The organism is Hydrogenoanaerobacterium saccharovorans, from assembly GCF_003814745.1.
GTDB classification, from domain to species: domain Bacteria; phylum Bacillota; class Clostridia; order Oscillospirales; family Ruminococcaceae; genus Hydrogenoanaerobacterium; species Hydrogenoanaerobacterium saccharovorans.
On the sequence record NZ_RKRD01000002.1, the window covers coordinates 57,694 to 84,441 of the forward strand.

At 45.1% G+C, this 26,748-nt stretch carries 33 protein-coding genes; 22 read left to right on the plus strand and 11 right to left on the minus strand.

The window, feature by feature from the left end; translation table 11 throughout:
* Positions 1–66 precede the first annotated feature (66 nt).
* From EDD70_RS10320 to rpmH, 4 genes are all read right to left on the minus strand, one after another.
* Positions 67–1,152 (minus strand): YidC/Oxa1 family membrane protein insertase, encoded by a 1,086-nt coding sequence (locus tag EDD70_RS10320; protein ID WP_092754859.1) that lies wholly within the window; start codon positions 1,150–1,152, stop codon positions 67–69.
* 167 nt (positions 1,153–1,319) lie between these two features.
* Positions 1,320–1,562 carry a membrane protein insertion efficiency factor YidD gene (yidD, locus tag EDD70_RS10325; RefSeq protein WP_092754861.1) on the minus strand — a complete coding sequence of 81 codons (243 nt, stop codon included), beginning with the start codon at positions 1,560–1,562 and terminating at the stop codon, positions 1,320–1,322.
* Complete coding sequence (gene rnpA / locus EDD70_RS10330; protein WP_092754864.1) at positions 1,559–1,909, minus strand: ribonuclease P protein component; 351 nt, start codon at positions 1,907–1,909, stop codon at positions 1,559–1,561. The genes yidD and rnpA overlap by 4 nt, the downstream gene beginning before the upstream one ends.
* Before the next feature lie 63 nt (positions 1,910–1,972).
* Entirely contained in the window at positions 1,973–2,107 is a 135-nt protein-coding gene (gene rpmH / locus EDD70_RS10335) for a 50S ribosomal protein L34 (protein ID WP_092754867.1), read from the minus strand.
* A gap of 469 nt (positions 2,108–2,576) precedes the next feature.
* Between rpmH and dnaA the strand changes: the two genes are divergently transcribed.
* The 9 genes from dnaA (at position 2,577) to EDD70_RS10380 (ending at position 12,965) form a co-directional block, all read left to right on the plus strand.
* The gene (gene dnaA / locus EDD70_RS10340; RefSeq protein WP_092754872.1) at positions 2,577–3,923 is read left to right on the plus strand and encodes a chromosomal replication initiator protein DnaA; all 1,347 of its coding nucleotides are present in this window, start codon (positions 2,577–2,579) and stop codon (positions 3,921–3,923) included.
* Between the two features lie 342 nt (positions 3,924–4,265).
* Positions 4,266–5,381 carry a DNA polymerase III subunit beta gene (gene dnaN, locus EDD70_RS10345; protein WP_242943148.1) on the plus strand — a complete coding sequence of 372 codons (1,116 nt, stop codon included), beginning with the start codon at positions 4,266–4,268 and terminating at the stop codon, positions 5,379–5,381.
* 68 nt (positions 5,382–5,449) lie between these two features.
* Positions 5,450–5,674, plus strand: a complete 225-nt coding sequence (yaaA, locus tag EDD70_RS10350) for a S4 domain-containing protein YaaA (RefSeq protein ID WP_092754878.1) — start codon at positions 5,450–5,452, stop codon at positions 5,672–5,674.
* Positions 5,664–6,770, plus strand: a complete 1,107-nt coding sequence (gene recF, locus EDD70_RS10355; protein WP_162840890.1) for a DNA replication/repair protein RecF — start codon at positions 5,664–5,666, stop codon at positions 6,768–6,770. Before yaaA ends, recF begins: the two co-directional genes overlap by 11 nt.
* 18 nt (positions 6,771–6,788) lie before the next feature.
* Complete coding sequence (gene remB / locus EDD70_RS10360; protein ID WP_092754884.1) at positions 6,789–7,058, plus strand: extracellular matrix regulator RemB; 270 nt, start codon at positions 6,789–6,791, stop codon at positions 7,056–7,058.
* A gap of 23 nt (positions 7,059–7,081) precedes the next feature.
* Positions 7,082–9,055, plus strand: a complete 1,974-nt coding sequence (gene gyrB, locus EDD70_RS10365) for a DNA topoisomerase (ATP-hydrolyzing) subunit B (RefSeq protein WP_092754887.1) — start codon at positions 7,082–7,084, stop codon at positions 9,053–9,055.
* Positions 9,056–9,070: 15 nt separating this feature from the next.
* Positions 9,071–9,580, plus strand: coding sequence for a YcxB family protein (locus EDD70_RS10370; protein WP_092754890.1), 510 nt, complete (start codon positions 9,071–9,073; stop codon positions 9,578–9,580).
* A gap of 120 nt (positions 9,581–9,700) precedes the next feature.
* The gene (gene gyrA / locus EDD70_RS10375; protein WP_092754893.1) at positions 9,701–12,262 is read left to right on the plus strand and encodes a DNA gyrase subunit A; all 2,562 of its coding nucleotides are present in this window, start codon (positions 9,701–9,703) and stop codon (positions 12,260–12,262) included.
* A 238-nt stretch (positions 12,263–12,500) separates the two neighbouring features.
* Complete coding sequence (locus tag EDD70_RS10380; protein ID WP_092754896.1) at positions 12,501–12,965, plus strand: DUF2189 domain-containing protein; 465 nt, start codon at positions 12,501–12,503, stop codon at positions 12,963–12,965.
* 178 nt (positions 12,966–13,143) lie between these two features.
* Here the strand turns inward: EDD70_RS10380 and EDD70_RS10385 are convergent, their stop codons facing one another.
* The 3 genes from EDD70_RS10385 to EDD70_RS10395 all read right to left on the minus strand — a co-directional run bounded on the left by EDD70_RS10385 (position 13,144) and on the right by EDD70_RS10395 (position 15,006).
* Positions 13,144–13,812, minus strand: a complete 669-nt coding sequence (locus EDD70_RS10385) for a hypothetical protein (protein WP_092754899.1) — start codon at positions 13,810–13,812, stop codon at positions 13,144–13,146.
* A 74-nt stretch (positions 13,813–13,886) separates the two neighbouring features.
* Positions 13,887–14,444: a TetR/AcrR family transcriptional regulator gene (locus tag EDD70_RS10390; RefSeq protein WP_092754902.1), complete on the minus strand. Its 558-nt coding sequence runs from the start codon at positions 14,442–14,444 to the stop codon at positions 13,887–13,889.
* Between the two features lie 202 nt (positions 14,445–14,646).
* Positions 14,647–15,006: a NusG domain II-containing protein gene (locus EDD70_RS10395; protein WP_162840891.1), complete on the minus strand. Its 360-nt coding sequence runs from the start codon at positions 15,004–15,006 to the stop codon at positions 14,647–14,649.
* A 166-nt stretch (positions 15,007–15,172) separates the two neighbouring features.
* Between EDD70_RS10395 and spoVAC the strand changes: the two genes are divergently transcribed.
* The 3 genes from spoVAC to spoVAE all read left to right on the plus strand — a co-directional run bounded on the left by spoVAC (position 15,173) and on the right by spoVAE (position 17,105).
* Positions 15,173–15,616: a stage V sporulation protein AC gene (gene spoVAC, locus EDD70_RS10400; RefSeq protein WP_092754908.1), complete on the plus strand. Its 444-nt coding sequence runs from the start codon at positions 15,173–15,175 to the stop codon at positions 15,614–15,616.
* An 86-nt stretch (positions 15,617–15,702) separates the two neighbouring features.
* Positions 15,703–16,737, plus strand: a complete 1,035-nt coding sequence (gene spoVAD / locus EDD70_RS10405) for a stage V sporulation protein AD (RefSeq protein WP_092754911.1) — start codon at positions 15,703–15,705, stop codon at positions 16,735–16,737.
* Positions 16,737–17,105, plus strand: coding sequence for a stage V sporulation protein AE (gene spoVAE, locus EDD70_RS10410; protein WP_092754914.1), 369 nt, complete (start codon positions 16,737–16,739; stop codon positions 17,103–17,105). The genes spoVAD and spoVAE overlap by 1 nt, the downstream gene beginning before the upstream one ends.
* Before the next feature lie 6 nt (positions 17,106–17,111).
* On the opposite strand, the gene EDD70_RS10415 is transcribed toward spoVAE, so the two are convergent.
* On the minus strand, positions 17,112–17,315 hold the full coding sequence (locus EDD70_RS10415) for a helix-turn-helix domain-containing protein (protein ID WP_092754917.1): 204 nt from the start codon (positions 17,313–17,315) through the stop codon (positions 17,112–17,114).
* A gap of 89 nt (positions 17,316–17,404) precedes the next feature.
* Here EDD70_RS10415 and EDD70_RS14930 point away from each other — a divergent pair, with 89 nt between their 5' ends.
* The gene (locus EDD70_RS14930) at positions 17,405–17,554 is read left to right on the plus strand and encodes a hypothetical protein (protein WP_162840892.1); all 150 of its coding nucleotides are present in this window, start codon (positions 17,405–17,407) and stop codon (positions 17,552–17,554) included.
* Positions 17,555–17,605: 51 nt separating this feature from the next.
* On the opposite strand, the gene EDD70_RS14935 is transcribed toward EDD70_RS14930, so the two are convergent.
* Together EDD70_RS14935 and rpsT are read right to left on the minus strand one after the other, a co-directional pair.
* Positions 17,606–17,758 carry a hypothetical protein gene (locus EDD70_RS14935; RefSeq protein WP_162840893.1) on the minus strand — a complete coding sequence of 51 codons (153 nt, stop codon included), beginning with the start codon at positions 17,756–17,758 and terminating at the stop codon, positions 17,606–17,608.
* A gap of 175 nt (positions 17,759–17,933) precedes the next feature.
* On the minus strand, positions 17,934–18,194 hold the full coding sequence (gene rpsT, locus EDD70_RS10420) for a 30S ribosomal protein S20 (RefSeq protein WP_092754920.1): 261 nt from the start codon (positions 18,192–18,194) through the stop codon (positions 17,934–17,936).
* A 178-nt stretch (positions 18,195–18,372) separates the two neighbouring features.
* Here rpsT and gpr point away from each other — a divergent pair, with 178 nt between their 5' ends.
* From gpr to hemW, 6 genes are all read left to right on the plus strand, one after another.
* A complete protein-coding gene (gene gpr, locus EDD70_RS10425) occupies positions 18,373–19,266 on the plus strand; it encodes a GPR endopeptidase (protein ID WP_092754923.1) in 894 nt (297 codons plus the stop codon).
* A gap of 97 nt (positions 19,267–19,363) precedes the next feature.
* The gene (gene spoIIP / locus EDD70_RS10430; RefSeq protein ID WP_092754926.1) at positions 19,364–20,518 is read left to right on the plus strand and encodes a stage II sporulation protein P; all 1,155 of its coding nucleotides are present in this window, start codon (positions 19,364–19,366) and stop codon (positions 20,516–20,518) included.
* Between the two features lie 14 nt (positions 20,519–20,532).
* Positions 20,533–20,859, plus strand: a complete 327-nt coding sequence (locus EDD70_RS10435) for a hypothetical protein (protein ID WP_092754929.1) — start codon at positions 20,533–20,535, stop codon at positions 20,857–20,859.
* A gap of 312 nt (positions 20,860–21,171) precedes the next feature.
* Positions 21,172–22,980, plus strand: coding sequence for a translation elongation factor 4 (gene lepA / locus EDD70_RS10440; RefSeq protein ID WP_092754932.1), 1,809 nt, complete (start codon positions 21,172–21,174; stop codon positions 22,978–22,980).
* A gap of 86 nt (positions 22,981–23,066) precedes the next feature.
* The gene (gene lepB / locus EDD70_RS10445; RefSeq protein ID WP_092754935.1) at positions 23,067–23,585 is read left to right on the plus strand and encodes a signal peptidase I; all 519 of its coding nucleotides are present in this window, start codon (positions 23,067–23,069) and stop codon (positions 23,583–23,585) included.
* A complete protein-coding gene (gene hemW, locus EDD70_RS10450) occupies positions 23,582–24,706 on the plus strand; it encodes a radical SAM family heme chaperone HemW (RefSeq protein ID WP_242943149.1) in 1,125 nt (374 codons plus the stop codon). Before lepB ends, hemW begins: the two co-directional genes overlap by 4 nt.
* 148 nt (positions 24,707–24,854) lie before the next feature.
* Here hemW and EDD70_RS14940 read toward each other — a convergent pair whose 3' ends face one another.
* Positions 24,855–24,995, minus strand: coding sequence for a hypothetical protein (locus EDD70_RS14940; protein WP_162840894.1), 141 nt, complete (start codon positions 24,993–24,995; stop codon positions 24,855–24,857).
* A gap of 114 nt (positions 24,996–25,109) precedes the next feature.
* Between EDD70_RS14940 and EDD70_RS14945 the strand changes: the two genes are divergently transcribed.
* From EDD70_RS14945 to hrcA, 3 genes are all read left to right on the plus strand, one after another.
* Entirely contained in the window at positions 25,110–25,274 is a 165-nt protein-coding gene (locus EDD70_RS14945) for a hypothetical protein (protein WP_162840895.1), read from the plus strand.
* A gap of 22 nt (positions 25,275–25,296) precedes the next feature.
* Entirely contained in the window at positions 25,297–25,503 is a 207-nt protein-coding gene (locus tag EDD70_RS10455) for a helix-turn-helix domain-containing protein (protein WP_341465130.1), read from the plus strand.
* A 147-nt stretch (positions 25,504–25,650) separates the two neighbouring features.
* Entirely contained in the window at positions 25,651–26,682 is a 1,032-nt protein-coding gene (hrcA, locus tag EDD70_RS10460; RefSeq protein WP_092754940.1) for a heat-inducible transcriptional repressor HrcA, read from the plus strand.
* Positions 26,683–26,748: the final 66 nt, after the last annotated feature.

Below are 26,748 nucleotides of genomic sequence, written 5' to 3' on the forward strand. Positions count from 1 at the left end.
TTATTACATTTCGTACATTTCTAATCTAATACGCCTACAAGTATAGAGGTTTCGGCATATTCACATTTATTTGAGGTCTTCATCGGTTACTTCTTTGTATTCTTCGCCGTACTTTTCAGCATCACGGCGGCGTGCCTCTGCAAGTTTTTTGCGGTTTAACTCTTTTTGAGTCATGATTTTTTCTTTTTCGATGTTCTTGTATTCTCCGCTTGCCATTTTCTTTTTCAGTTCCGCACGCTCTGCGCGTTCTGTTTCTTTGCGCTGTTCTTCTTCTGCCTTTGCTTTTTCCAGCATTTCGGCAGGATTATACTTTTTATTTAAATACCAAGATTGAGCCATCGAAAACAGGTTGGTAAGAATCCAGTACATACCAACACCTGCAGGCACTTGGAACGCAATGACGAGCGACATAAGCGGCATCATCAGCATCATGCTTTTGCTCATACCGTTCACAGCAGCGTTGTCTCCGCCGGTTGCTGCGGTCATTTTCATCGTAATTCTTGATAACAAAAACGCAGTTATACCTGAAATAATCGGGATCAGCAGCAGCCACTCCAAGCGCAGGCTCGGAGTTTGGGAGAGGTCAAGCCCTAAGAAGGATTGATCAAACTTTGCAATTTTATCGGCAAAACCCTGCCCCCATTGTTGAGCAAATTCGGGGTAAGTTTCTAAAGCCTTAAAAATAAGGTTTTCAGCGCGTAAACCCACGTTTTGTTTTACAATGGCAGAATCGGGGCCGAAAAATTTGGTTGCAAGCTCAATACCTCTTTGGATATCAGCACTGCCAAATCTTAAAATATGAGTAAGAGGTTTATAAATTACGTCAATCAAGCCGAACAGGATTGGGAACTGGATAAGAAGGGGCAAGCAGCCGCTCATGGGGTTATAGCCCTCTTTTTCGTAGAGAGCCGCCAATTCTTCCTGTTGTTTCTGCTTGTTATTTGCATATTGTTTTGTAATAGCGTCCATTTTTGGTTTAAACAACGCCATTTTAACCGAGGATTTCTGCTGCTTGATACCCATTGGCAGCAAGATCAGCTTTGTTACCAGAGTAAAAACGATGAGTGCAAGACCATAGTTATGCAGCACCTGATAACATGCCCACATCACCCAGCCTAACGGGTAGCCGATTACGGTGTAGATAAAGTTCATCTATTCTTATCCTCCAAATCCACGCATCGGCAAGCAACACCCCACCTGCGTGGTTATATTTACTTTTTGGCTTTTACCTGTTCGTTTTCCAATTGCACGAACAGCAACAAGATAGCCGAGGTCACGGGCGATACCCGTTGCAGACACCGAGGATGCTTTTAATGTTTTTATGCTTGTCCTTTACGGCGAAGGGTAAATTGTTCGGGTACAAGATCGACACCGCCCTTATGATAAGGGTTACAACGTAAAACACGCAAAAACGCAAGTAGCCCGCCCTTCATCGCGCCGAAACGAGAAACCGCCTCAAGGGCATAAGAAGAGCAGGTTGGATAAAACCTGCAGCAAGCAGGCTTATAGGGCGATATTGCTTTTTGATAAAACCGGATTAATGCCAGAAAAATCTTCTTCATATCGTTATATTCTGGGCAAGAAAGCCGAGTTTTTTGGCATGACTTAAAAAAACAGGAAGTAAATCAGTTGATTTTGCAAGTACGGTTCTTCCGCGTGCAACCAGCACAATATCGTACCCGCAGCCCAGTTGTTTTTCCGTTTGGAAGTAAGCCTGCCTTATAATGCGCCTTGCCCTATTTCTTTTCACCGCATTGCCAATCTTCTTGCTGGCAGTAATACCAAGCCGGTTGTAGCCCAGCTTATTTTTCATTACATACGTTACAAGCAAAGGATGCGCCAGAGATTTGCCACGAGAATACATCCTGCAAAAATCTCTGTTATGGTTCAGTGGTTGTGTGTAAAGCATTCGTTTGCCTTCCAATTTCATCGTAAAAAAGAAAGGCCACAATGCAAATTGTGGCCGTCAATTTTAGTAGCTCAGGCTCTTTCTACCCTTTGCTCTTCTGCGAGCTAATACCTTACGTCCATTTTTTGTAGCCATTCTTTTACGAAAGCCATGTTCCTTTTGTCTGTGGATTTTCTTAGGCTGATAAGTTCTAATCATTCCAAACCCTCCCTTCGAGGTAAACCTTGCAAGGATACAGTATACCGTAAAAACGGCGAAACTGTCAAGCTTTTTTACGTTTTTTGCAGGCTGCCAACTTTTTAGTATATGCTTGCCTGAATTTTGTTTTTATTATACTACAAAAAAAATATTTTCTCAACCGCTACATCTTGGTGTCGGCCAGAGTGGCACACACAAAAGTACCTTTTATTACCATATTATTGCAGCTAATTATTATTTATAAACACCTGCTTGCTGAAAAAATACAACTTAAAAAATTTATCAACAACTCTTTTGCCTATACTATATATTAATATATCCCCTTTCATCTGTGGAAAACCTTGAAAAGTGGAGAAAAATTTGTTAGAATAAGACTTGTGAAAAAATGTTGAAAACTTTTCTTTCAACATCAAAATACGTAGTTTTCCACCGATTCAACAAGTTTTCCACATATGGAGGTTAAAATAACATGGAGTCATTCCGCGAAGTGTTCAGTTTGGTGAGCGAATACTGCAAGAAAGAGATCTCGCAGGTCGCTCATTCTTTATGGATTAAGGACATTGAACCTGTCAAATTGGAGGATTCTACCGCTTATTTGGCGGTACGTTCCGAGTTTAAACAAAAAATACTGGAAGAGAAATATTACGACCTGCTCTCACGTGCTTTCGAGGAGGTTATGGGGTTTCACGTCGATATTGTTATCTCTTCACTTGAACCCACCAAAGCACAAGCGGAAGAAGCCGTAGTAAAACTGTCTCACTGCTCACCCGAAGAACTTGAAAAAACAACAGCAGGCGGCGACTACGAGTACACCTTCAACACCTTTATTGTGGGGCCATCCAACAAATTTGCGCATGCCGCTTCGCTGGCGGTTGCCACAAACCCGGCAGGCGCATACAACCCGTTGTTCATCTACGGCGGCTCGGGGCTGGGTAAAACCCATCTTTTGTACGCCATCTGCAACGAAATATTAAAAACATCCCCCCAGTCCAATATTATTTATGTAAAAGGCGAAGATTTTACAAACGAGCTGATTGAAGCGATCCGCTCGGAAACCACCAAAGAATTCCACAGCAAATACCGCCAGGCAGAAGTTCTTCTCGTGGACGATATTCAGTTTATCGGCGGTAAAGAAAGTACACAAGAAGAATTCTTCCATACCTTTAACAGCCTGTACGAAGCAGGCAAACAAATTGTTCTTACATCGGACCGGCCCCCAAAAGAAATTAAAACCCTTGAAGATCGTTTGAGAACACGCTTTGAATGGGGCTTACTGGCAGACGTTCAGCCGCCGGACTTTGAAACCCGTATCGCGATTATCCGCCGCAAAGCAGAACTGCTCGACATCAATATCCCCGATGACGTTGCCGAGTATATGGCAAATAAACTTAAAACCAATATCCGTCAGCTGGAAGGCGCAGTGAAAAAGCTCAAAGCATACAAACTGCTGGCAGGTACCCCCCCTTCCATCCTCATTGCACAAAATGCCATCCGCGATATTCTTAACGACCATCAGCCGGTACCGGTCACCATCGAGCGCATTATCTCAGAGGTTGCCCGTACATACAACGGCGTTTCCCCGCAGGATATCCGCTCGAGCAAACGCTCGGCAAACATATCCTCTGCGCGCCAGGTCTCCATTTACATCGTTCGCGAAATCACCCAGATGTCTATGTCCGCCATTGGTGAAGAATTTGGTGGAAGAGACCATTCCACGATTGTTTACGCCATCCAACAGGTTGAGAAAAACATGGATGTTGACCCCCGTTACAAAGAACTGATCGAAGATATTATTAAGAATGTGCGCAATTCTTAACAATAAAAAGTTTTCCACAATCCACAGTTTAAACACGGTGTGGAAAGCGAAAATCTCACCCCTCCCCTTTTCAACCATGTTGTGCACATGTTCTTCACAATCCACAGCCTTTTTGCACAGCCTTGTGGATAAATATTATGTTTCATCACATTTCAACAAATCTGTCACGAAGTTGTGCTTAAAAAAAGTTGTTCGTTTTCCGCATCGTTATCCCGTTTTTTCCACTTATCCACAAAATCACAACCCCTACTACTACTACTAAAAATTATAATTACTTTATCTATATATTTATCTTACTTTTATCTATGTGAATAACTTAACTTTCGAAAATATAAATTTGAGGTGATAAAATTGAAAATTATCTGCGATAGAAATCAATTGTTTGAAGTAATTTCAAATGTCTCACGCGCAGTATCTCCAAAAAGCACCCTTGCAGCACTCGAAGGTATTTTGCTAAAAGCACATGCAGGCAGGCTGTATCTTTCAGGCTACGATTTGGATATGGGAATGTCCGCATCGATTGGTGCAAAAGTAATGGAAGAAGGCGAAATTGTACTAACGGCAAAACTTTTTGTGGATATGATCCGCAGAATGGCAAGCGAATCGATTAGTATCGAAGCCGACGAAAAATTGCTTACTGTCATCAAAGGGGGCTTTACCGAATTTACCATTCTTGGTATTCCCGCTGAGGAGTTCCCTGAAATGCCGTCGGTAACCGATACCGCAGAACTGAAAATACCGCAGAATATGCTGAAAAGCATGATAGACCAAACTTTGTTCGCCATTGCTACCAACGATTCAAAGCCCGTACACACCGGCTCACTGTTCGAAATCAGCGATAATGTGCTGACGGTAGTATCGGTGGATGGTTTTCGCCTTGCGATGCGTAAAGAGCATTTGCGCGACTGTGAGGACATCTCTTTTGTTGTACCCGGCAAAACACTGTCTGAAATATCAAAACTTTTGGCAGATGATTCGGACGACATGGTGGATGTTTATCTGTCGAACAAGCACATTATTTTTAATGTGGCCGGTTATTCCGTGGTATCTCGTTTGCTTGAGGGCGAATTTTTGGATTACAAAGCAGCAATTCCGCCAAGCTCAGCGACTGTTATTACAGTAAACAAACGCGAATTTATGGATAGTATTGAGCGTACCTCTTTGCTGATTTCAGACCGTTTGAAAAGCCCGCTGCGCATAAAATTCGATGAAGATACCATCAAAATGTCCTGCTCTACCGCAATTGGTAAAGCTTACGATGAGTTGAGCTGCCGTATAAACGGAACAGGGGTAGAAATGGGCTTTAACAACCGTTATCTCATTGATGCACTGCGTGCGTCCGATTGTGATGAAGTAAACCTCATCATCAACGGTGCGCTTTCTCCGATGAAGATTGTTCCGCTGAAAGATGAAAGCTTTCTATTCTTGGTTTTGCCCGTTCGTTTAAAAGCGGAGTAACAAAAGGTAATAAATAGTTTTTACAGTTTGAAATCTAAGTAACAGATTTCAAGAAAGGTTGGGATTTGATGGAGAAAATGCAAATCACCATTCATACAGAATTTATTAAGCTCGACCAGTTTTTAAAATTTTCTGGGCTTGTGGAGACCGGCGGACATGCTAAGGAAATCGTTGCGGAAGGTGCAGTTAAAGTGAACGGAGAAATTTGCACGATGCGTGGCAAAAAAATTCGCCCCGGTGACACGGTTGAGCTGGATGACACTTGTTTAGAGGTTGTGGCGGGTGAAAATTGATGCACTGAAACTCACAAATTTCCGCAATATCGCATCTTTAGAGTTACAGCCTGTCGAACGTGTCAATATTATCTATGGGAATAATGCCCAAGGCAAAACCAATTTGATTGAAGCACTCTGGCTGCTTACCGGCGCAAAAAGCTTTCGCGGTGCAAAAGACGCAGAGCTATTGTTGTTTGGTAGTGATTATGCCAAAATAGAAGCAGATTTTTATAAAGAAGGGCGCGTACAGACAGCTCAGATACTGTTTGCGGCAAAAAAACAAGCACAACTGAATGAAATCAATCTGTCTTCGGTGACAGGGCTTGCAGGTATATTTTGTGCGGTGGTGTTTTCGCCTTCGCACCTTGGCCTCATACAAGACGGACCGAGTGCCAGACGGCGGTTTGCCGATACCTGCATCTGCCAGATATCACCGAAGTTTATTGCCTTAATGAGTGATTACAACCGTACCTTGCTGCAGCGAAACAGCCTGCTCAAAGACATCTCGTATTCTGCTTACTTGCTGGATACGCTGGATGTGTGGGATGACAGGCTTGCCGCCCTTTCTGCACTGATTGTTAAAAACCGCAAGCAATATTTGCAGCGGCTCGCCGTACATGCCGGCGAAATTTACAGCGGTATTTCCTCGGAAAAAGAAACCCTGCATATGCGCTATGCCGCTTCGGCAGGGCTTACCGATGACATCCCCGCCGAGCAATATAAGCAATGGTTTTTGCAGGTACTGGCAAAAGCGCGGGCAGAGGACATTAAAACGGGCTGTACCTCGGTAGGCCCGCACCGCGATGATATTGATTTTGAAATCAACGGGGTGGATGTGCGCAGTTTTGGCTCGCAGGGGCAGCAGCGCAGCAGCGTTTTGGCACTTAAGCTTGCCGAAAGCCGCCTGATTTCGGAACTGCTGCACGATGAACCGATTATATTGCTCGACGATGTGATGAGCGAATTGGATAAAAACAGGCAGGATTACCTGCTGAATCATCTCAGTGGGAATCAGGTATTTATTACCTGCTGCGACAAAGCTTGTTTTGATAACTTGCAAAACGGCAAAGCGTTCCACATGGTAAACGGCGGTTTGCAAAACACGCAGAGCTGATGAGAAAGGAGAGTTTTTATGTACCTGCATCTAGGCCAGGATACCGTGGTGCGCACGAGCGATATCATTGGTATTTTTGACATCGAAAACACCTCGCTTTCGCGTTCCACCCGCGGTTATCTGGCGCAGGCAGAAAAAAACAAGCTGGTGGTAAATGTCTCTTACGAAATGCCAAAAAGTTTTGTAGTATGCTGCGAAAAAGGCAAGCAGCGTGTTTATATTTCGCAAATATCTTCCGCAACGCTGAAAAAACGTTCCGGTTATATAGACGATATCTCAAATGTATAAAAATCAACGGGGAACTTCCCCTAATGGAGGTCATAGCATTGGAAAATACACCTCACACAATGCACGAAAACAACTACAGCGCAGATGATATTCAGGTACTCGAAGGGCTTGAAGCGGTTCGCAAACGCCCGGGTATGTACATCGGTTCTACCGGGCCGAAAGGTCTGCATCACCTTGTGTATGAGGTAGTGGACAACGCCATCGATGAGGCTCTTGCCGGCTACTGTACACAAATTACGGTAGAAATTATGCAAGGCGATATCATTAAGGTTACCGACAACGGCCGTGGTATTCCCGTCGGCGTCAATGCCAAAACAGGGCTACCTGCAGTTACCGTGGTATTTACTATCCTGCATGCGGGCGGTAAATTCGGCGGCAGCGGTTACAAAGTTTCAGGCGGTTTGCACGGTGTAGGTGCATCGGTTGTAAATGCGTTGTCAGAATATCTCGAGGTTGAGGTTTGCGACGGTGAGCACCGCTATTATCAGCGGTTCGAGCGCGGCAACCTGGTTGCGCCGCTAAAAATTGTGGGCGATACCACCGAGACCGGCACCACCGTTTTATTTAAACCCGACCCCGAGATATTTTCGGAGACAACCACATATGAATACGATATTTTACTGAACCGCCTGCGTGAGCAAGCATTTTTGAATGCAGGCGTGAATATTTTGCTCACCGATACGCGCGATTTACTCAACCCGCGCGAAGACAAACTGCATTACGAGGGTGGTATCCGCAGTTTTGTAGAGCATATTCACATCAAAAAAGCCCAAGAAACGCTGCACGATGAGGTTATTTATCTTTCTGCCGCCGAGGGGAACACCACAGCCGAAGTTGCCATGCAGTACAATGACAGCTTTAACGAAGTTTTACTGAGTTTTGCCAACAACATCCATACCACCGATGGCGGTACCCACGAAACAGGCTTTAAAAATGCACTTACCCGTGTGTTTAACGACTATGCACGTAAAAACAATATTCTTAAAGAAGCCGATAAAAACTTCGTGGGCGAGGATGTACGCGAAGGGCTTACCGCAATTATTTCGGTTAAGCTGACCGATGCACAGTTTGAAGGCCAGACAAAAGCCAAGCTTGGCAACACCGATATCCGCTCGATTGTGGAGGGTTTGGTGTACAACAAGCTGATGACCTATTTTGAAGAAAACCCGGCTACCGCAAGGGCGATTTTAGAAAAAGCTACCACCGCTGCAAAAGCGCGTGAAGCTGCCCGCCGTGCAAGAGACCTCACCCGCCGTAAATCGGCTTTAGAAACGGCGAGCCTGCCCGGCAAACTTGCCGACTGCTCCGAACGCGGCAGCGAGGGTACCGAGATTTACATCGTCGAGGGTGACTCGGCAGGCGGCTCTGCCAAGATGGGCAGAGACAGGCGCTTTCAGGCGATTCTGCCGCTGTGGGGCAAAATGCTCAATGTAGAAAAAGCAAGGCTTGAGCGTGTTTACGGCAACGAAAAGCTGATGCCTGTTGTCACCGCACTGGGCACCGGAATCGGGGACGAGTTCGACATCACAAAATTGCGCTACGGTAAAATTATTATCATGGCGGATGCCGATGTCGATGGTTCTCATATTCGTACCCTGCTTCTCACTTTCTTCTTCCGTTTTATGCGGCCGTTAATAGAGGATGGACATATTTACCTCGCACAACCCCCGCTGTTTAAAGTGGCACGCGGCAAAAAGGTGCGCTATGCTTACTCCGAGGAGGAGAGAGACCAGTATACTATCGAACTTTACCCCGATGCCGTCGAAAACCCAAATATTAAAAAAGACATCCAGCGCTACAAAGGTCTCGGTGAGATGGACCCGGTGCAGCTGTGGGAAACCACAATGGACCCCGAGACTCGTACGATGATTAAAGTGGATATGGAAGATGCGGCAACAGCGGATGAAATATTTACAATTCTGATGGGTGACAAAGTTGCCCCGCGCCGTGAGTTTATAGAGAAAAATGCGCGTTATGTACGAAATCTCGACATTTAAATTTGAGGTGGAACGATGGAACAAACCGACGATTGTGCCGTACAGATTGAATACCAAACAAACTACGACGACCTGATGCTTGCACTGAAACTTGCAGAACGTGCCGACACCAAAAACAAACGCTGGGTAGTGCTGATAACCTGGTGCGCATTTGCCGCCGGTATGCTGCCGATTTCCCCGCTGTTCAGTGCGGTATTTGCAGCAGCAGCGGTTTATACCCTGTATATGCGGTGGATTCGCCCGCACAGTAACCGGCATAAACTTGCAAAGCAGATTGCCGAAAAAGGTGCAACCTACTGCCTGCGCGTATTTGCAAAGGGTATTGCAATAACCGAAGGGGAGCAAACCCACCGTTTGTTTTACAGTGAGATGCGTACAATCGAAAGTGACAGCCTGTTTTTGCTGTTTCATAAACAATATGCGCTGATGGTAATTCCCAAACGGTATTTCGGCGAACAGCTGGAAGCCGCAAAGCAGCTTTTTATCAGCGGGATGGCTGAGAATTACCGAAAAATTTCTGAATGATAAACACACAAACCTTGCCCCGCAGGGTATCAGAAAAATACAGCAGGTTTTAGCCCGATTAACACCGATGAATTGTAACGTTTTTATGGGTGCTACCTGCAGAAGAATGGTGATTAATAGATGTATAATGAGGATTCAAAGCTCATTGTTGTAGACATTGAGCAGGAGATGAAAAAGTCTTTCCTCGACTATTCCATGTCCGTCATTGTGGCGCGTGCTCTGCCGGATGTGCGCGATGGCTTAAAGCCCGTACACAGAAGAATTTTGTACACAATGTATGAAAATGGATTGTACCCCGAAAAAGCATACCGTAAATGCGCGGATACCGTAGGTACCGTACTGGGTCGTTATCATCCGCATGGTGACGCCTCGGTTTACGATGCTTTGGTACGTTTGGCGCAGGATTTCTCCCTGCGTTATCCGCTTGTGGACGGCCACGGAAACTTTGGTTCGGTTGACGGCGACCCAGCGGCTGCTTACCGATACACCGAGAGCAGAATGGCGAAAATGGCAATGCCACTGCTTACCGATATTGATAAAGAAACTGTGGATTTTACACCCAACTACGATGACCGTATTTTGGAACCCTCTGTTTTGCCCTCGCGCTACCCCAACCTTTTGGTAAACGGTTCAACGGGTATTGCTGTTGGTATGGCAACCAATATTCCTCCGCACAACCTGCGCGAGGTAATTGATGCTGCCTGCTGCCTGATTGACAACCCCGATGCCACACTGGACGATTTGATGGAGCATGTCAAAGGCCCCGACTTCCCCACTGCGGGCATTATTATGGGGCGCAAAGGCATCCGCAGTGCTTATGCCACAGGGCGCGGGCGCATTATTCTGCGTGCCCGTGCAGAAATCGAAGAGCTTAAAAACGGCAGAGAGCGCATAGTTGTAACCGAAATTCCGTACATGGTAAACAAATCGCGTTTGATTGAAAACATGGCGGAACTTGTAAAAGACAAACGGATTGAAATGATCAGCGACCTGCGCGACGAATCGGACCGCGACGGTATGCGGATTGTGGTAGAGCTGAAAAAAGAAGCGAACGCACAAATTGTGCTGAACCAACTGTATAGTTATACCCAAATGCAAGAAACCGTGGGTGTGATTATGCTTTGCATTGTAGATGGTGTACCAAAAGAACTCACCTTGAAAGAAATGCTGCATGAATACATCAAGTTTCAAGAAGAGGTTATCGTTCGCAGAACAAAATTCGACCTGCGCAAAGCGCAAGATCGTGAACATATTTTACAGGGCTTAAAAATTGCACAGGATAATATTGATGAGGTTATCTCCATCATTCGTTCTTCGCGCGATAATAACGAGAGTAAGCCCCGATTGATGGAACGCTTCGGTCTTACCGAAATTCAGGCATCCGCAATTATTGCAATGCGTTTAGGGCAGCTTGCCGGTTTGGAACGCGAGAAAATTGAAAACGAGCTGGCTGAGATTATGGCTAAAATCGCCGAATACGAAGCAATTCTTTCGGATGAAAACAAAGTTTTGCAAATTATCAAGGAAGAGATTACCGCAATAAAAGATAAATTTGGTGATGAACGCCGCACCGAGATTATGGCAGTAAGCGGTGAGGTTGATATTGAGGATTTAATACCGGTTGAGGATTGCGTTATTACGCTCACCCACTTTGGATACCTCAAACGTATGGCGATGGATGTTTATAAAACACAGCGCCGCGGCGGCAGAGGTATTTCGGGCATGACGCGCCGTGATGAAGATTTTGTGGAGGAGCTGTTTATCTGTTCTACACACGATTACGTGATGTTCTTCTCCAACATGGGGCGTGTATACCGCTTGAAAGGCTACGAGATTGCCGAATGCAGCCGTACCTCAAGAGGCACCAACATCATCAATCTTCTGCCGCTTGAGCAGGGTGAAAAAATCACCTCGATGATCAAGGTAGGCGAGTACGATGATGATAAATATCTTGTTATGGTTACTCGTCAGGGTACTGTAAAGCGCAGCCAGCTTTCGCTGTATAAAAATGTGCGCAAAGGCGGTCTTATCGCTATCAGCCTAGACGAGGGTGACGAGCTTGCCTGGGTTCGCGAAACAAACGGCGAAAACGAAATGATTATCGCAACCAGAATGGGTATGGCGATCCGCTTTAAAGAGACCGACCTTCGCCCGTTGGGCAGAAATACACGCGGTGTACGTGCAATCAGTCTCAAAGAGGGTGACGAGGTTGTAGGCATGGCAAGAACCCGCGAGGGTGCTACCATCCTCACCATTACCGAAAAAGGTTCGGGTAGACGTACAGAAATTGACGAGTATCGCCTGCAAAACCGCGGCGGTAAGGGCATCCTCAACTACAAGTGCAATGAGGAAAAAGGTTTGGTTGCAGGCATTAAGGTAGTTGATGACGACGATGATGTCATTATGATTACCGATGACGGCGTTATCATCCGTATCTCGGTAGACGAAATCAACAAGCAGTCTCGTTACGCAGGCGGTGTGCGTGTTATGCGTGTTGCCGACGGCGGACGCATTGTTACCCTCGCCCGTGCGCCCAAAGAGGACGTTGATGACGACGAGATTGAAGACGAACTTGACGGTGAAACCGGAGAGGCACAACAGAATGAGCCGGAAAATATCGGTGAGGACGCAACTGAGGCAGCCGAAGAGATTGCTGACGTGGACGAAGAGCCTGAAGAATAAAGTAAAATATAAAAAAAGAACCGGACATTAGACTGTACGGGATAGGCATACTTTCTAAAAGCGGTAATTACAAAATGCTGTAATTACCGCTTTTATGTTATGAGGGTTCGCGAAATCTCCCTACAAGAAAGTCGTAAATAACGTATCTCGGCTTAGCCATGTTGTGGTTGAAGTTACATTTTATACAGTATATGAAGATATAAAAATCATTTGTATTTTGCGAAAAGGAGAGGATTTTGTGAGAAACCCTAAATATGTCAGCAAACCTTTTTCTCAAATATTTCTCATTCTTGCGGTCCTATTTTTGCTTATGGGCATATTGTTATTTTTCGGTGTTATGAGCCCGAGTAAAAATTCAATGGTGCAAGATGCAAGTATCATGGGCACTGTCTTTAGTACCATTGGCGGCTTGTTTGCCATTGCTGCATTTATACTTAGTTGGATAAGTGTTTTGAAGAATAAATTGCATAATACTTTGCACAGCGAAGGTATTAATATAAAAGGATATGTCGAAAGTGTTAAGCGTATAAAATCGATTTCTTACCGAAGACAGTCGCCATACAGAATTTATTACGCATACTCATTTGATGGTAATACGTTTAACAAAAAGAGCTATTTATTATGGGATAAGCCCCGCCAAAATAAAGGCGATGAGATTGATGTTTATGTAGACAAAATGGGTCATTCGACAATATGTATTTAAGTTGGAGATTATAAGCATAACACGCAAAAAAAGAGCCATCGTTTTTAAACGAGCTCTTTTAAAACACGCCTATGACGTAAAGCATTTTGTCCGGTTTCTTAGTGGAGTTTAAAATGTAATGAAAGAGGTTAAATTGGCAGACAGTAATATTTACTGCCTGCCAATTGCGTTTTTGAGCTTATTTATGAATGCTTCTTTTCATATCGCTATACCCAATCCAAACCGTCCAAACGTAGGCACAGGTTTTCGGTATCATTAATATACCAACAAGGGGGAAGGTATCTGCCCATAAAACAACCGGGATATAAAAAGCAAAGCTTAGCACAATGGTCAGCCACATAAAACCAAAAGAGCGGTCATTGTGTTGCTTTGCACTTTGGTAGAACAACACGATAATCAGCAGCCCTAAAAGCGCAAAGGGAATGTTGCGGTAAATCCCCCACGATAAGGGCGCATTTGCACTCGTCCATGCGTTTTGGGGGAAGAAGCACAGTGCAATTCGAACAATAGCCAAAAGATAAACTGCGAAAGTAACCCCTTGTTTGCCCTGTATATCGTAGCGTTTGCGCCAAATGTAGTACAAAAGAATATAAAACAAAGTCATGGTGATGGAAGTGATAAATTTACCGATTCCCAGTGCCGCAGTGTAATTTTCAAGCCCTGTTGTAGATAAAGCGACAGCACGCGGAACAAGGTGGAAGGCATCGCCCGAGCCAAGCACAATCGCCATAATACCAAATAGTAAGTATTGTTTATTGCCTTTGGCGTTTTTAACCATAAGGATACCCAGGGTAACCACAGTGGTGAGATAAACTACATCAAATATCGTTTCCATAATTGATTGCATTGTAAAACCTCCTATTATGAACATTGTTCAGTTAGATATCTATTGAAACCCACCTGTTTGGTGGGTAAATTTGCTTAATAAATTGTACGCTTAATAACTTCCAATAAACAGTTACAAGAAGCTTCTTCTCTCATAAGCAATGTAAGGATGTTGGAGAATACAAAATCTACAAATTCAGTTTTTGTAAAGTTATCTGAGAACGTATTTTTTCGAACGGCCTGGTCTTTTTCTAACGCCTCTAACAAGGCGCGCTTGATATGACTAAAATATTGCTTCATCACTTCTCGAGCTTTGCTTTTATCTACGTTCGCAAAACTCATGGAATGCAAACTGAAGAAAGAGGGGTATTTTTTGCAGCCTTTTTGAACACTCTCGAACAAAGACAAAACGCTTTGGACGAAACCGGATTGGCTGCAGCAACCTTTTGAATCGTGCATAATTTCTCGCCAAACAGATTCTACCGTTGCCAGAACCAAATCGCTTTTTGATGGAAAGTAGTTGTATATTGAGCCTACCGATACACCGCATTTAAGAGCAACATCTCTCATATTCAAGGCTTGTATGCCCGATTGCGACACTACCTCTTTGCCGACAGAAAGAATTGCCTCCCGCGATGTCAAAGTTTTATTCATAACAAACCTCCAAACTGAACAATGTTCATTTTAGCATATCACTTCAAATTTGTCAACTAAAAAAGTATATATTGCGCTGATTTAAATAAGCATTTTTTGTAAATTAATTTTTAGGTAAAAGAAAAGCCGTCCGGCGGTAAAACCCTACGGCAAATCTTAAAAAGCAAAAAATAATTTTGAAAATTACCATTTCTGCAATTGTTTAGCGGATAACCAATGCGGTTTTATTGGGTAAGCACACTGCACTTTCGCCCGACCTGCTGATAAAACCTACGTTTTCGCAAACATGGTCGGGGCAATTTACGTCTACAAAACGTATTTTGTGGTCTCTTATCTCAAAACTTACAGGTAGACCGCTTTTTTTATCAAGCGAGAAGGTCTTGTCCTCTGCTTTCGCAAGGTCTACTTTCATAATATTTTTACCGTCAACACTAATAACGGCAATGGGATGATCGTTATTTGAACCAATAAAATAAAATGCAGCGACTGCTAATGCCGCAACCAATAGAACCCCCAATAAAATAAAATCGTTTTTTTTGAACTTCAATTTTTTTTCAGGCAAATTTTTCACAGCTCCAAACCAAATTGTTACTCCAAGTATTATAACATAAACTCATAAAAGAGTCACATACTACGATAGAAAGAAATTTTAAACATTTTTGCCAGCGTGCGGATTATATAATCCGGCTTGGCAGTGGTAGTACCTTAAATTGGAGGAGTGATGAACCATGGCATTAACGCCAAAAGAATACGAAAATCTTAGCAATAAAGCTGCGCCAAATTCGAATCTCGGCAAAAATATGGCGTTGGCGTTTTTAATAGGCGGGTTGATTTGTACACTGGGGCAGTTTTTTGTAAACCTTTATACAAAGCTGGGGCTCGATAAAGATATGGCGAGCGGAACGGCATCGGTTACTTTGGTGTTTTTAAGCGTACTGTTTACGGGGCTGAATTTATACGATAACCTTGCACGTTACGGCGGCGCAGGTACGTTGGTGCCCATTACGGGTTTTGCAAATGCGGTCGCATCCCCTGCACTTGAGTTTAAAAGCGAAGGCTTGATTATGGGTATTGGTGTAAAAATGTTTACCATTGCAGGGCCTGTGATTGTTTACGGTGTTTCTGCCAGCGTCATTTACGGGCTGATTTTATATTTATTTAAGCTGATTTAAACATTCGAAAATACAAAATTGCAATCAATTAGATACAGGCTTATTGCCTGCGCAATAAAAACAACAAACTGAAAGGTTTTGATAAAATGCCAACCAAGTTAGGCGCACATACCGTGCGGTTGGACAGTATGCCATCCATCCTGTCCTTTGCAGCGGTGGCAAGCAAAAAAGAGGGGCAAGGCCCGTTGGGTGGAAAATTCGATATTTTAAACGACGATACTTCGTTTGGCCAGCAAAGCTGGGAAAAAGCCGAAAGCCAAATGCAAAAGCTGTGTGTGGGCAAAGCGTTGGAGAAGGCAAACCTTTCGCCCGAAGCGATTGATTTTATGTTTGCGGGTGATTTGCTCAACCAATGCATCGGTTCCACTTACGGCCTGCGCGATTTTTCAATCCCTTTTTTTGGTTTATTCGGCGCCTGTTCTACCATGTCAGAGTCTCTTACGCTTGCATCGATGTTTGTGGATTCGGGGCTGGCAAACCGATGCATTGCAGTGACGTCATCTCACTTCTGCTCGGCAGAGCGGCAATTTCGGTTCCCGCTGGAATACGGTGGGCAGCGCCCCCCCACAGCACAGTGGACAGTAACCGGTTCGGGCAGTGTGGTTGTGGGCAAAAACGTAAAACCGCCCTATGTTAAGGCGGTGTGTGTGGGTACCATAGAAGATTTGGGCATTAAAGACTCCAACAACATGGGGGCGGCTATGGCGCCGGCAGCGGCAAAAACCATTCAAACATTTTTTGAAGATACTTGCACCAATGCCGATAACTACGATTTGATTGTCACCGGCGACCTCGGCGAAGTGGGCAGCAACCTAATGGAGCAACTGCTTGCACGCGAAGGCATCAGCCTGGGTACAAAGCACAACGATTGCGGTTTGATTATTTACGACCGCGAGAATCAGCAGGATGTAAATGCGGGAGGCTCGGGCTGCGGATGCAGTGCCTCGGTGCTCTGTGCCGATATTCTGCCCAAAATACAAAACGGCGAGCTCAACGACGTACTGTTTATTGCAACCGGTGCACTCATGAGCCCCACATCGGTGCAGCAGGGCGAAAGTATACCGGGCATTGCCCACCTCGTTTACCTTTCTTCTCAATCCGTGCGGAAAGGGGTATTGTAATGGAAGTTTTTTTAACTTATTTAAAAGCATTTGTTGTCGGCGGTATTTTGTGTGCCGTAGGGCAGATTTTTATTGATAAAACCAAGTTGACCCCTGCACGAATTTTGGTAGGTTATGTGGTATTGGGCGTAATTCTTTCGGGCTTGGGGCTGTACCAGCCGCTGATTGATTTTGCCGGTGCGGGTGCATCGGTTCCGCTTACCGGCTTTGGGCATACCCTGGCAAAAGGTGTGCGCGAAGGGCTTGCAGAAAAGGGCTTGTTCGGTATCCTGTCGGGCGGGCTTACGGCTACATCGGCGGGCATTGCGGCGGCAATTATTTTTGCACTGATAGTTGCTCTTATTTTTAAACCCGGCGATAAAACTTAACCCCCACTATTTTTGGTTGGTTCTTCCTAAGATATAATCGGTACTGGTTTGATAAAAATCAGCCAATTTGATGAGTGCCCAAACAGGTATTTCGCGAATACCCTTTTCATATCTGCGGTAAACCTCGCGTTTACAGTTCAGCATTGTTGCAACTTGTTCTTGCGTTAAGTCAGCATCCAGCCTTAAATCTTCCAATCGTTGAAAATACATGACATCACCTCTTGACTATGCTACCATTTTGTGGCATTATCAAGAATAATATGCAACCATACAGTAGCATTTTTATAGGGGGTGAAAGTATGCCGGAATATCAAAAAATGTACAGCAGTTTATTTAATGAAATTACAGATACAATTGAACGTCTGAAAAAAATACAGCAAGATGTAGAAGAACTATATATCAGTACAGATGAACCGATTCAGCTTGCTGACTATGCAAAAGATAAATAAGTAAAAAAGAACCATCCGCTGTGCAGCAGATGGTTCTTTGCTTTTGTTAAACTAAATTAGCCCGCAATCTTCATAGTCCTTCCATTTTTCACGGTAGCTGCGTTCATTCAGCAGACGAAAAACAATATACCCAACCGAGCCCATCAGCAGGACAATGGGAACAACAACCGACAACATTTTTTTTAAAGCAGAATCTTGCTTCATTGCAGCAACCCTCATTTCTGTTTATTGTAGGATTCTAAAAATATCATACCCTAAACAGGACAGGTTCGTCAACGTTGTGTTAAAAAATTTGCATAATGTTTAAAAAAGGCAAACAAAAAAGCAGACGCGTTGTATAGCATCTGCTTGTTTTTGCCGTTTTGTTTAGCGTTAAAACTTAGCCAACTGCATTCAGTTTGCTTGCAAGGTGAGATTTCTTTCTCGCTGCACAGTTTTTGTGAAGAATATTTTTAGCGGCAGCTTGGTCAATTTTCTTAACTGCAAGCTTTACAACCTCTACTTTATTCTCGTCGTTGTTAGCAACAGCCAACTCCGCGTTTTTAATTACTGTTTTGAGATTCGTTTTTACTGCTTTATTCTCAGCAGATTTTGCAGCAATCACTCTAACTCTTTTCTTAGCAGATTTAATGTTAGGCATATTCACACCTCCTTCATTACACATGACAGTACAAGTTATATTAGCATTTTTGAGGCAAAATTGCAACTATTTTTCAAGAAAAAATCGCTTACAGCCAATATTTTTCTGAAAAAAGCCCATAATGACATTGAAACATGCAAATAACAGCCCGAATCAGGGCATTTGAGGAGGATTTACCATGATTTTTCGTACCGACTTGGCAATGGAGCTGGAAGAACAGCATCGCTCCGAACAGATCCCCGGCATCGTCTCGCAGGATGAAACCGTAGGCAACCTTACCATTAATAAAATCCAAATTACAAGCGAAGAAGCAGCGCAAAAAATCGGCAAACCCATTGGGGAATATGTTACCGTTACGGTACCGCCTTTTTCAGATGATGTCACTTCGGCAAATGAAGAAATCGAGGCGATGGCGCAACAAATTCAGCGGCTGATAAACGATGACAAAGGGTTGGTACTGGTAGCGGGTTTGGGCAATCATCAAATCACGCCCGATGCACTTGGCCCCAAGGTGATTGAAGGTATCATTGCCACCCGTCACATCAAAGGCGAGGTTGCCGAGGCAGCAGGGCTGTCGCACCTGCGCCCCGTGGCGGCGATTGCGCCGGGCGTACTGGGGCAAACCGGTATAGAAACGGGCGAGGTGGTATCTTCCATCGTAAAAGACATTCAGCCGAGCTGTGTTGTTGCGGTGGATGCGCTTGCCTCGCGCAGCCTGGACCGTTTGGGCTGCACAGTGCAGATATCCAACACCGGTATCTCCCCCGGCTCGGGTGTTGCCAATACACGCAAAGAGCTTTCGAAAAATTCGCTCGGTGTACCGGTGGTGTCGATTGGTGTGCCCACCGTAGTGGATGGAACCACACTGGCGGGCGACTTGCTGCAAGCAAAAGAAATGATGAGCGACGAACAAATTCGCGAGCGCTTTGAGCCGCGCGGCGCTATGATGATGGTAACCCCGCGTGAAATTGACCTTGTCATTCAGCGGGCGGCTAAGGCAATTTCGCTCGCCATCAATCGCGCACTTCAGCCCAAAATGAGCCTGGATGATATTGTCTATCTGAGCGAATAATAATCTTTAAAAGTATAAAAACCCCATTTTATGCATATCCATTGATAGTGGAGCGAGTTGAATCTACTCGCAAAGTGCAAGCATGGGGGAATTATAAGTGGGCAGACGAAGAAACAGGCTACAGGTAAAAAAAGCGTTGTCGCTAATGCTACTCTTGCCGTTTGCGGTGTGGGGCTTGATTAAGTGCCTGCCGCTGCTGGGCAATTTGGCGGCGCGCGCCGCAATGCTTTCTGCCGCTATGAATATGCCCGAGGGCAGTATTGCCATGCTGGAGGAACGGTTTAATTCGGAACTGTTTGAAAACGGTGAAAAAGAAGATGCCGTGGTATCCGAATCGCCCCCGCCTGTTTCTTCGTCCGAGCCCGAGTCATCGTCACTGCCGCCGAGTGAATCGTCGGAAGAAGAAAAACAAAAACCCGAACTCCCCTCCCCCGATGACATCCCCGACGAATACCGCGGAACCATACGCGAGCTGCAATACGGGGCAGACCGCAGCCCCATCTACATTCCGCTGAAAGCGGGCTATCTCAAAAACTCGACCAAACTCACCGCTGCGGATGTAAAAAAAGAGCTGAATAAGCCGCTTGAGATGAAACTAAAGCAAACGGACGAGCCGCAGGTGCTGATCATACACACCCATGCTACCGAAAGCTACGAGCCTTTTGCCGTAGATTTTTACGATAAACGCGGAACATGGCGCAGTACCGATAATGAGTGCAACATGGTGCAGGTGGGCAACCGCATTGCCGAAGAACTGAAAAATGCGGGCATTGGGGTAATTCATGATACCACACAGCACGATTACCCCTCTTATAATGGCTCGTACGAGCGCAGTGCCGAAACAGTAAAGAGTTACCTAAAAAAATATCCCACCATCAAAGCCGTACTGGATGTTCACCGCGATGCCATCCAGCCCGAGGACAACGTGATTGTAAAGGCAACGGCAGACATTGACGGGAAAAAAGCCGCACAGGTAATGATTATTACAGGGTGTGAAGACGGCACAATGGGTGTGCCGAACTGGAGTAGCAACCTGCGTTTTGCGGCAGCGCTGCAAAGCAATGCAGAAGAAATGTACGCGGGGCTGATGCGGCCAATCTTCTTTTGTTACCGCAAATACAATATGGATTTGACCAAGGGCTCTATTTTACTGGAAGTGGGCAGCCACGGCAATACGCTGGAAGAAGCCGAATACAGCGGTGAATTGTTAGGCAAAGCATTGGTAAAGACGCTGAATGATACTAAAAAATAAGTTGGATGTGAAACATGAAAAACAAAATAAGGATATTTGGGCTGTCGTTTTTTAGCACAATGGTACTGATGGTATTGTTATGCGGTTTTGCTGTAGCAGACAACAACACGCGGCAAACAGGATACGGAGACTTTGTGCCTTTATTGCAGGCAGCCCAAACAGACGCGCTGCATTATAATGTATCTGTTATGGGTGAGCAATATGAGGTAAATGTAGGCTGTCTAAACACCGCAGCGGGATATTTGCAGAAAATGAGCCCTTATATGCCGGTAAAAGGCAGGCTTGCCGTTAAACTAGCAGCACTGGGTGTACGCGCAGTTGAGGAAAACCTCATCCTATAGCAAAACAGAACAGTTTTAAGCAACCACCATGCTCTTACCAGACATGGTGGATTTTTGCGCTCTGCCGCAAATACACCAAAAGCTGTGAACATCTTGTAAAACTAATTTATAAGGCAACATGCGCTATTGCTGAAAGCTTTTCTTATGTGATATAATAACCGCAATGTGGTTATTATACTTTTATTGAACTGCCTTTGGTTGCCCATTTCCCGGGTAACTGGCAAAACGGTAAAATATATCGTAACATCAACGCTTTTATGCTATAATAAAATGTAATTGCTATGCGCGGCAAGTGCCGCACAGGAGGTTTATATGGATAATATTCGCGAAAGAACCAGAAACTTTTGCATCATTGCACACATCGACCACGGTAAATCCACGCTGGCAGACCGTCTGCTTGAAAAAACAAGCGCTGTTGCACTGCGGGATATGTCAGAGCAGCTTCTTGACAATATGGATATTGAACGAGAGCGCGGTATTACCATCAAAGCACGCGCTGTCACCGTTAAATATAAGGCAAATGACGGTAAAGAATATATTTTAAACCTGATTGATACCCCGGGACATGTGGACTTTAACTACGAAGTATCGCGCTCGCTTGCGGCATGCGAGGGGGCAATTTTGGTTGTCGACGCATCGCAGGGCATTGAGGCGCAAACACTTGCAAACACGTACCTTGCAATCGAGCATGACCTAGAAGTGGTTCCCGTTGTCAATAAAATCGATTTGCCTGCCGCAGACCCCGACCGTGTTTGTCATGAGATTGAAAATGTCATCGGCATCCCCGCTATGGATGCACCGAAAATATCTGCAAAGCAGGGTATTGGCATAGATGAGGTGCTGGAGCGTATTGTCACCGATATACCCGCACCCAAAGGCGATGAAGATGCCCCGCTAAAAGCACTGATTTTTGACAGTTACTACGACAGTTACAAAGGCGTTATTGTTTACGTCCGCGTAATGGAGGGGAAATTGACCCCCGACATGACCGTTAAAATGATGCAAACAGGCGCCGAGTTTGATGTGGTAGATGTTGGTACAATGGGTGCAACCCGTCTCAACTCCGAAAAAGAGTTGGTAGCAGGCGAGGTTGGCTATTTTACGGCGTCTATCAAGAATGTAAAAGACACCAGAGTGGGCGATACCGTCACCGATGCGGACAACCTGTGTGATAAAGCCTTACCCGGCTACCGCAAGGTAAACCCTATGGTGTTCTCGGGTATCTACCCCACCGACAGTGCGCGTTACCCCGACCTGCGCGATGCACTGGAAAAATTGCAGCTCAACGATGCTTCCCTCAGCTTTGAACCCGAAACCTCAATTGCACTGGGGTTTGGCTTCCGCTGCGGTTTTTTGGGGCTGCTGCATATGGAGATTATTCAAGAGCGCATTGAGCGCGAGTTTAATATCGATATCATCACCACCGCGCCCAGCGTTGTTTATAAACTGACGCTGACAAGCGGAGAAACCATTCAAATCGATAACCCCACCAACTACCCCGACCCCGGCACCATTGTTTCTGCCGAGGAGCCGTTTGTGCGCGCATCCATCTTTACCCCCAGCCAGTTTATCGGCAATATTATGGAGCTGTGCCAAAGCCGCCGCGGCGAGTACAAAGATACAAAATATCTCGATGAAGACCGTGTAGAGCTGCACTACGAGTTGCCGCTGAACGAAATTATCTACGACTTCTTTGATGCGCTGAAAAGCCGCACCAGGGGCTATGCGTCGTTCGACTACGAGCTTACGGGCTACCGCAGCTCAAAACTGGTGAAGCTGGATATCTTGCTCAACGGCGAAGTTGTGGATGCGCTCTCGTTTATTGTATTTGCAGACAGTGCCTACACACGCGGTAGAAAGCTTACCGAAAAACTCAAGGAGAACATCCCCCGCCAAATGTTCGAAGTGCCTATTCAGGCGGCAATCGGCGGTAAGATTATTGCACGAGAAACGGTAAAAGCAATGCGCAAAGACGTACTTGCCAAATGCTATGGCGGTGATATTACCCGTAAAAAGAAATTACTTGAAAAACAAAAAGAAGGCAAGAAGAAAATGCGCCAGCTCGGCTCGGTAGAGGTACCGCAAGAAGCATTTATGGCGGTTCTAAAGTTGGACGAATAAAATATCTTACCGCGTACCGTGCCTCCGGCTTACAGCCAACTTGCTGTTCGGTTGCCGGGGGGTGCTGCCCGCAGAGAGGACAAGAAATGGATACATTTAAGAGAGTACTCAAAGAGTGGGTTATTCCATTTGCACTGGAAATTCTGGTCATTGTACTGATTGTTAAGTTTATATGTTTTTTTGCGGTGGTGCCTACCGGCTCGATGATCCCCACTGTGGACGAACATAGTTGGCTGTTTGCCACCCGCATGTACAACCCCGAAAAGAATGTAAAGCGCGGCGATATTTTGGTATTCCGCAGCGACGAAATGGACCAGACCCTGCTCAAACGCTGCATAGGTTTGCCGGGTGAAGAAATTACCCTCGACGAGGAAGGCAAACTTTATATTAACGGCGAATATTACGAAGAACCCTATGTGGTTAACAAGCTGGCAGAGCCCGCCAAATTCCGTATACCGCAGGGGCACTACCTGTTTTTGGGTGACAACCGCAGCGGCTCGCTGGATGCACGTTATTGGGATGAACCCTATATCTCTGCAGATAAAATTATGGGCAAAGCGCGCTTTACCATTTGGCCGTTTAAAAACTTCGGTCCGCTCAAATGATGGAAAAGGTTTCAAAGAAAATCGGGCTCTATATCCATGTTCCGTTTTGTGTAAGCAAATGCCCTTATTGCGATTTTTATTCGCTCAAAGCGGATGACGATACAATGGACGCGTACACATCCGCTGTGTGTACCTGCATCGACCGTATGTCAGCCCGTTACCCCTACCCTGCCGATACGCTGTATTTCGGCGGAGGAACGCCTGTTTTATTAGGTGCGTCACGTCTTGCAAACATCTTAAACCACGCCAATGCAGGCTTTGGGCTGCATAACGCCGAAATTACTTTAGAGGCAAACCCCCATTCCACTCTGCTGCAAACGCTTGCCGATTTGCATAAAGCAGGCGTAAACCGCCTTTCAATGGGTCTGCAAAGTGCGGTGCCGGAGGAGCTGGCGTTTTTGGGCAGGGGGCATACCCCTGACGAGGCAAGGCGCGCGGTGGAGGATGCCCGTACTGCGGGTTTTGATAACATCAGCCTAGATATTATGATGGGCATTCCGCGCCAGACAGCACATTCGGTGGAGCGCTCGATCGACTTTTGCGCTGACCTCGGCATTGAGCATATTTCGTCGTATCTGCTCAAAGTAGAAGAGGGTACGCCGTTTTACGCAAACAATATTCTTTCCATCTGCCCCGACAGCGACGAGCAGGCAGAAATTTACCTGCACGCGGTAGAATACCTTGCAAACAAGGGCTACAGCCAATATGAAATTTCGAATTTTGCACGAGATGAAAAAACAAGCCGACACAATTTAAAATACTGGAATTGTGAGGAGTACATCGGCATAGGCCCCAGTGCCCACAGCTTTATTGACGGCGAGCGCCGCTACTACGAGCGTGATTTGCAGGGCTTTGTTGCCAGTAACGGCGAACAAGGTTGGAAGTTTGATGCCATCGGCGGTGACTTTGAGGAATACGCTATGCTCAAGTTGCGCTTGACCAGCGGATTGCACTTTGATGATATACAACAACGATATCCCACTGTGGACACGGCCGCAATGATAAAAAAGGCGAAACCGATGAGAAAAGCGGGGTTACTCCATCTTACAGATAAGGGAATTGCCCTTACACCGCAGGGCTTTTTGCTTTCCAATTCCGTAATTGCAGAGTTGATACTATAAAGAACGCTTCGGCGTTCTTTTTTCTTTGCAGATTTGTATGCGGTCAAATAGGCAGATGCACCCCGCATAATAGATGCACTGATGTGGAACAATGCATTTTGTATGGCGAAACGCCCTTACAATAATATAAACAAAAAAGAGGACGGTTTTATCCGTCCTCTTTTTCTTCGGTCTGCTCACTGGTGCCAACATAAATTTCTTCTGTAACCTGCTGTGCTGCCTGTAATTGTTCAATTACATTGGTTATCTTGTTAAACAGCACGTTGTACATTTTTTCGTAGTTTGGCATATACTATCACCTCAATTCGAATATTGTATACATAATACTATATAATATATTGCAATGCAATATAAGGTTTGAAATTGTAATACATTGTAATATATAGTAGAGATGGTGATAAAGATGGGAATTGAAAAAAAGAACTTTACATTTCGTTTAAACGAAGAACTTGTAGATAAGTTAAGACTTTGTGCAAAAAATGAAAACAGAAACCTTTCTAATATGGTTGAGACGATTCTTATAAACTATATAGAACAAAAATTTCCTGACGATAATGGAAAGAACTAATAATTATGATTATGCACACAGAATGCGAGCTTTGCGTGAAGATAAAGATCTAAAGCAAATACAAATTGCAGAGTTGCTCCATGTTGGTCAAAAAACCTACTCTGATTATGAGACACGCAAAATACGTATTCCTTTAGAAAGCATGATAAAATTAGCAAAGTTCTATAACGTAGATTTAAATTATATCTGCGGAATCAGCAGCGAAAAAAGAAACTACCCCTTAGAATAATAATTGGATTAGCAGTCAGATGAATGACTGCTATTTTTTTGTAAATAATTTATGAAGTCGCTTGACAAAAGCAGATTTCCGTGTAAAATAATAGTTGTTAGCACTCGAAAGATAAGAGTGCTAAAACCAATTCAGAGGTGATAAGCTGTGGAGATTGACCAAAGAAAATTGAAGATACTTGCAGCTATCGTCGAGAACTACATTCGTACCGGCGAACCAATCGGCAGCAAAACATTGGCGCAGATGCTTGAATTTCAGGTATCTCCCGCCACCATCCGCAACGAGATGTCTGCGCTGTTCGATATGGGGCTGCTTGAACAGCCGCATACTTCTGCGGGCAGAGTCCCTTCGCACCTTGGCTACAGGGTGTATATCAATCAGCTAATGCACTGTAAGCCCCTGACAGAAGAAGAGCGTGACGAAATTGATGCACTGTTTAATGTAAAAGACCCTGACCCCGACCGCTTGCTAGAGGATGCAGCCAATGCGTTGGCGCATTTTACCAACTGTGCTACCATCTCCACTACCATTACACCCAAGCATGTCACCGTACGCCGTATCGAGATTGTGCCTGTAGACCGCCGTACCGTGGTTATGTTGGTGGTGGCGTCCAACGGCGTGATTAAAAATAAGGTGTCGCGCGTAGACTATAATTTGAACCGCGAAATCATCGAGTTCTTTAACAAGTTTGCAAACAACCGTTTTGGCGGGCGCTCGATGGACGAAATTTCTACGATGTATGTCAGTTCGGTAGCGGTTGCGCTGGGCGAATACTCCCGTGTGTTTACCCCGCTGCTGGCAGGTATTTACGAGCTTTGCAAGGCGATTAATGACGGCCAGTATTTTGCAAGCGGCGAAACAAATCTTCTAGGCTATAAAGAATTTGACGCTGTGGCACACGATTTACTTACTACCATAGGCGACCGTGATAAAATTACCGAGATACTCCCCTTTCAAAAAGAGGGTGTTCAGATTTCGATCGGTAAAGAAAACCCGATTTCGGAGCTCACCGATTCTTCGGTGGTGGTTGCTACCTACAAAATAGGCAAAGACAGCTGTGGTGCAATTGGTGTGGTCGGCCCTGTTCGGCTGAACTATCAAAAGTTAATACCGCATCTGGAATACTTTGCGAAGACATTAGGAAAACTGTTATCAGATACCCTTGAAAACGAAGATTAATGGCATAAAAACAGCGGGGCATCCCGCTGAATACCAAAAGCGGAAACCCGCTGCTGAGAGGAGACA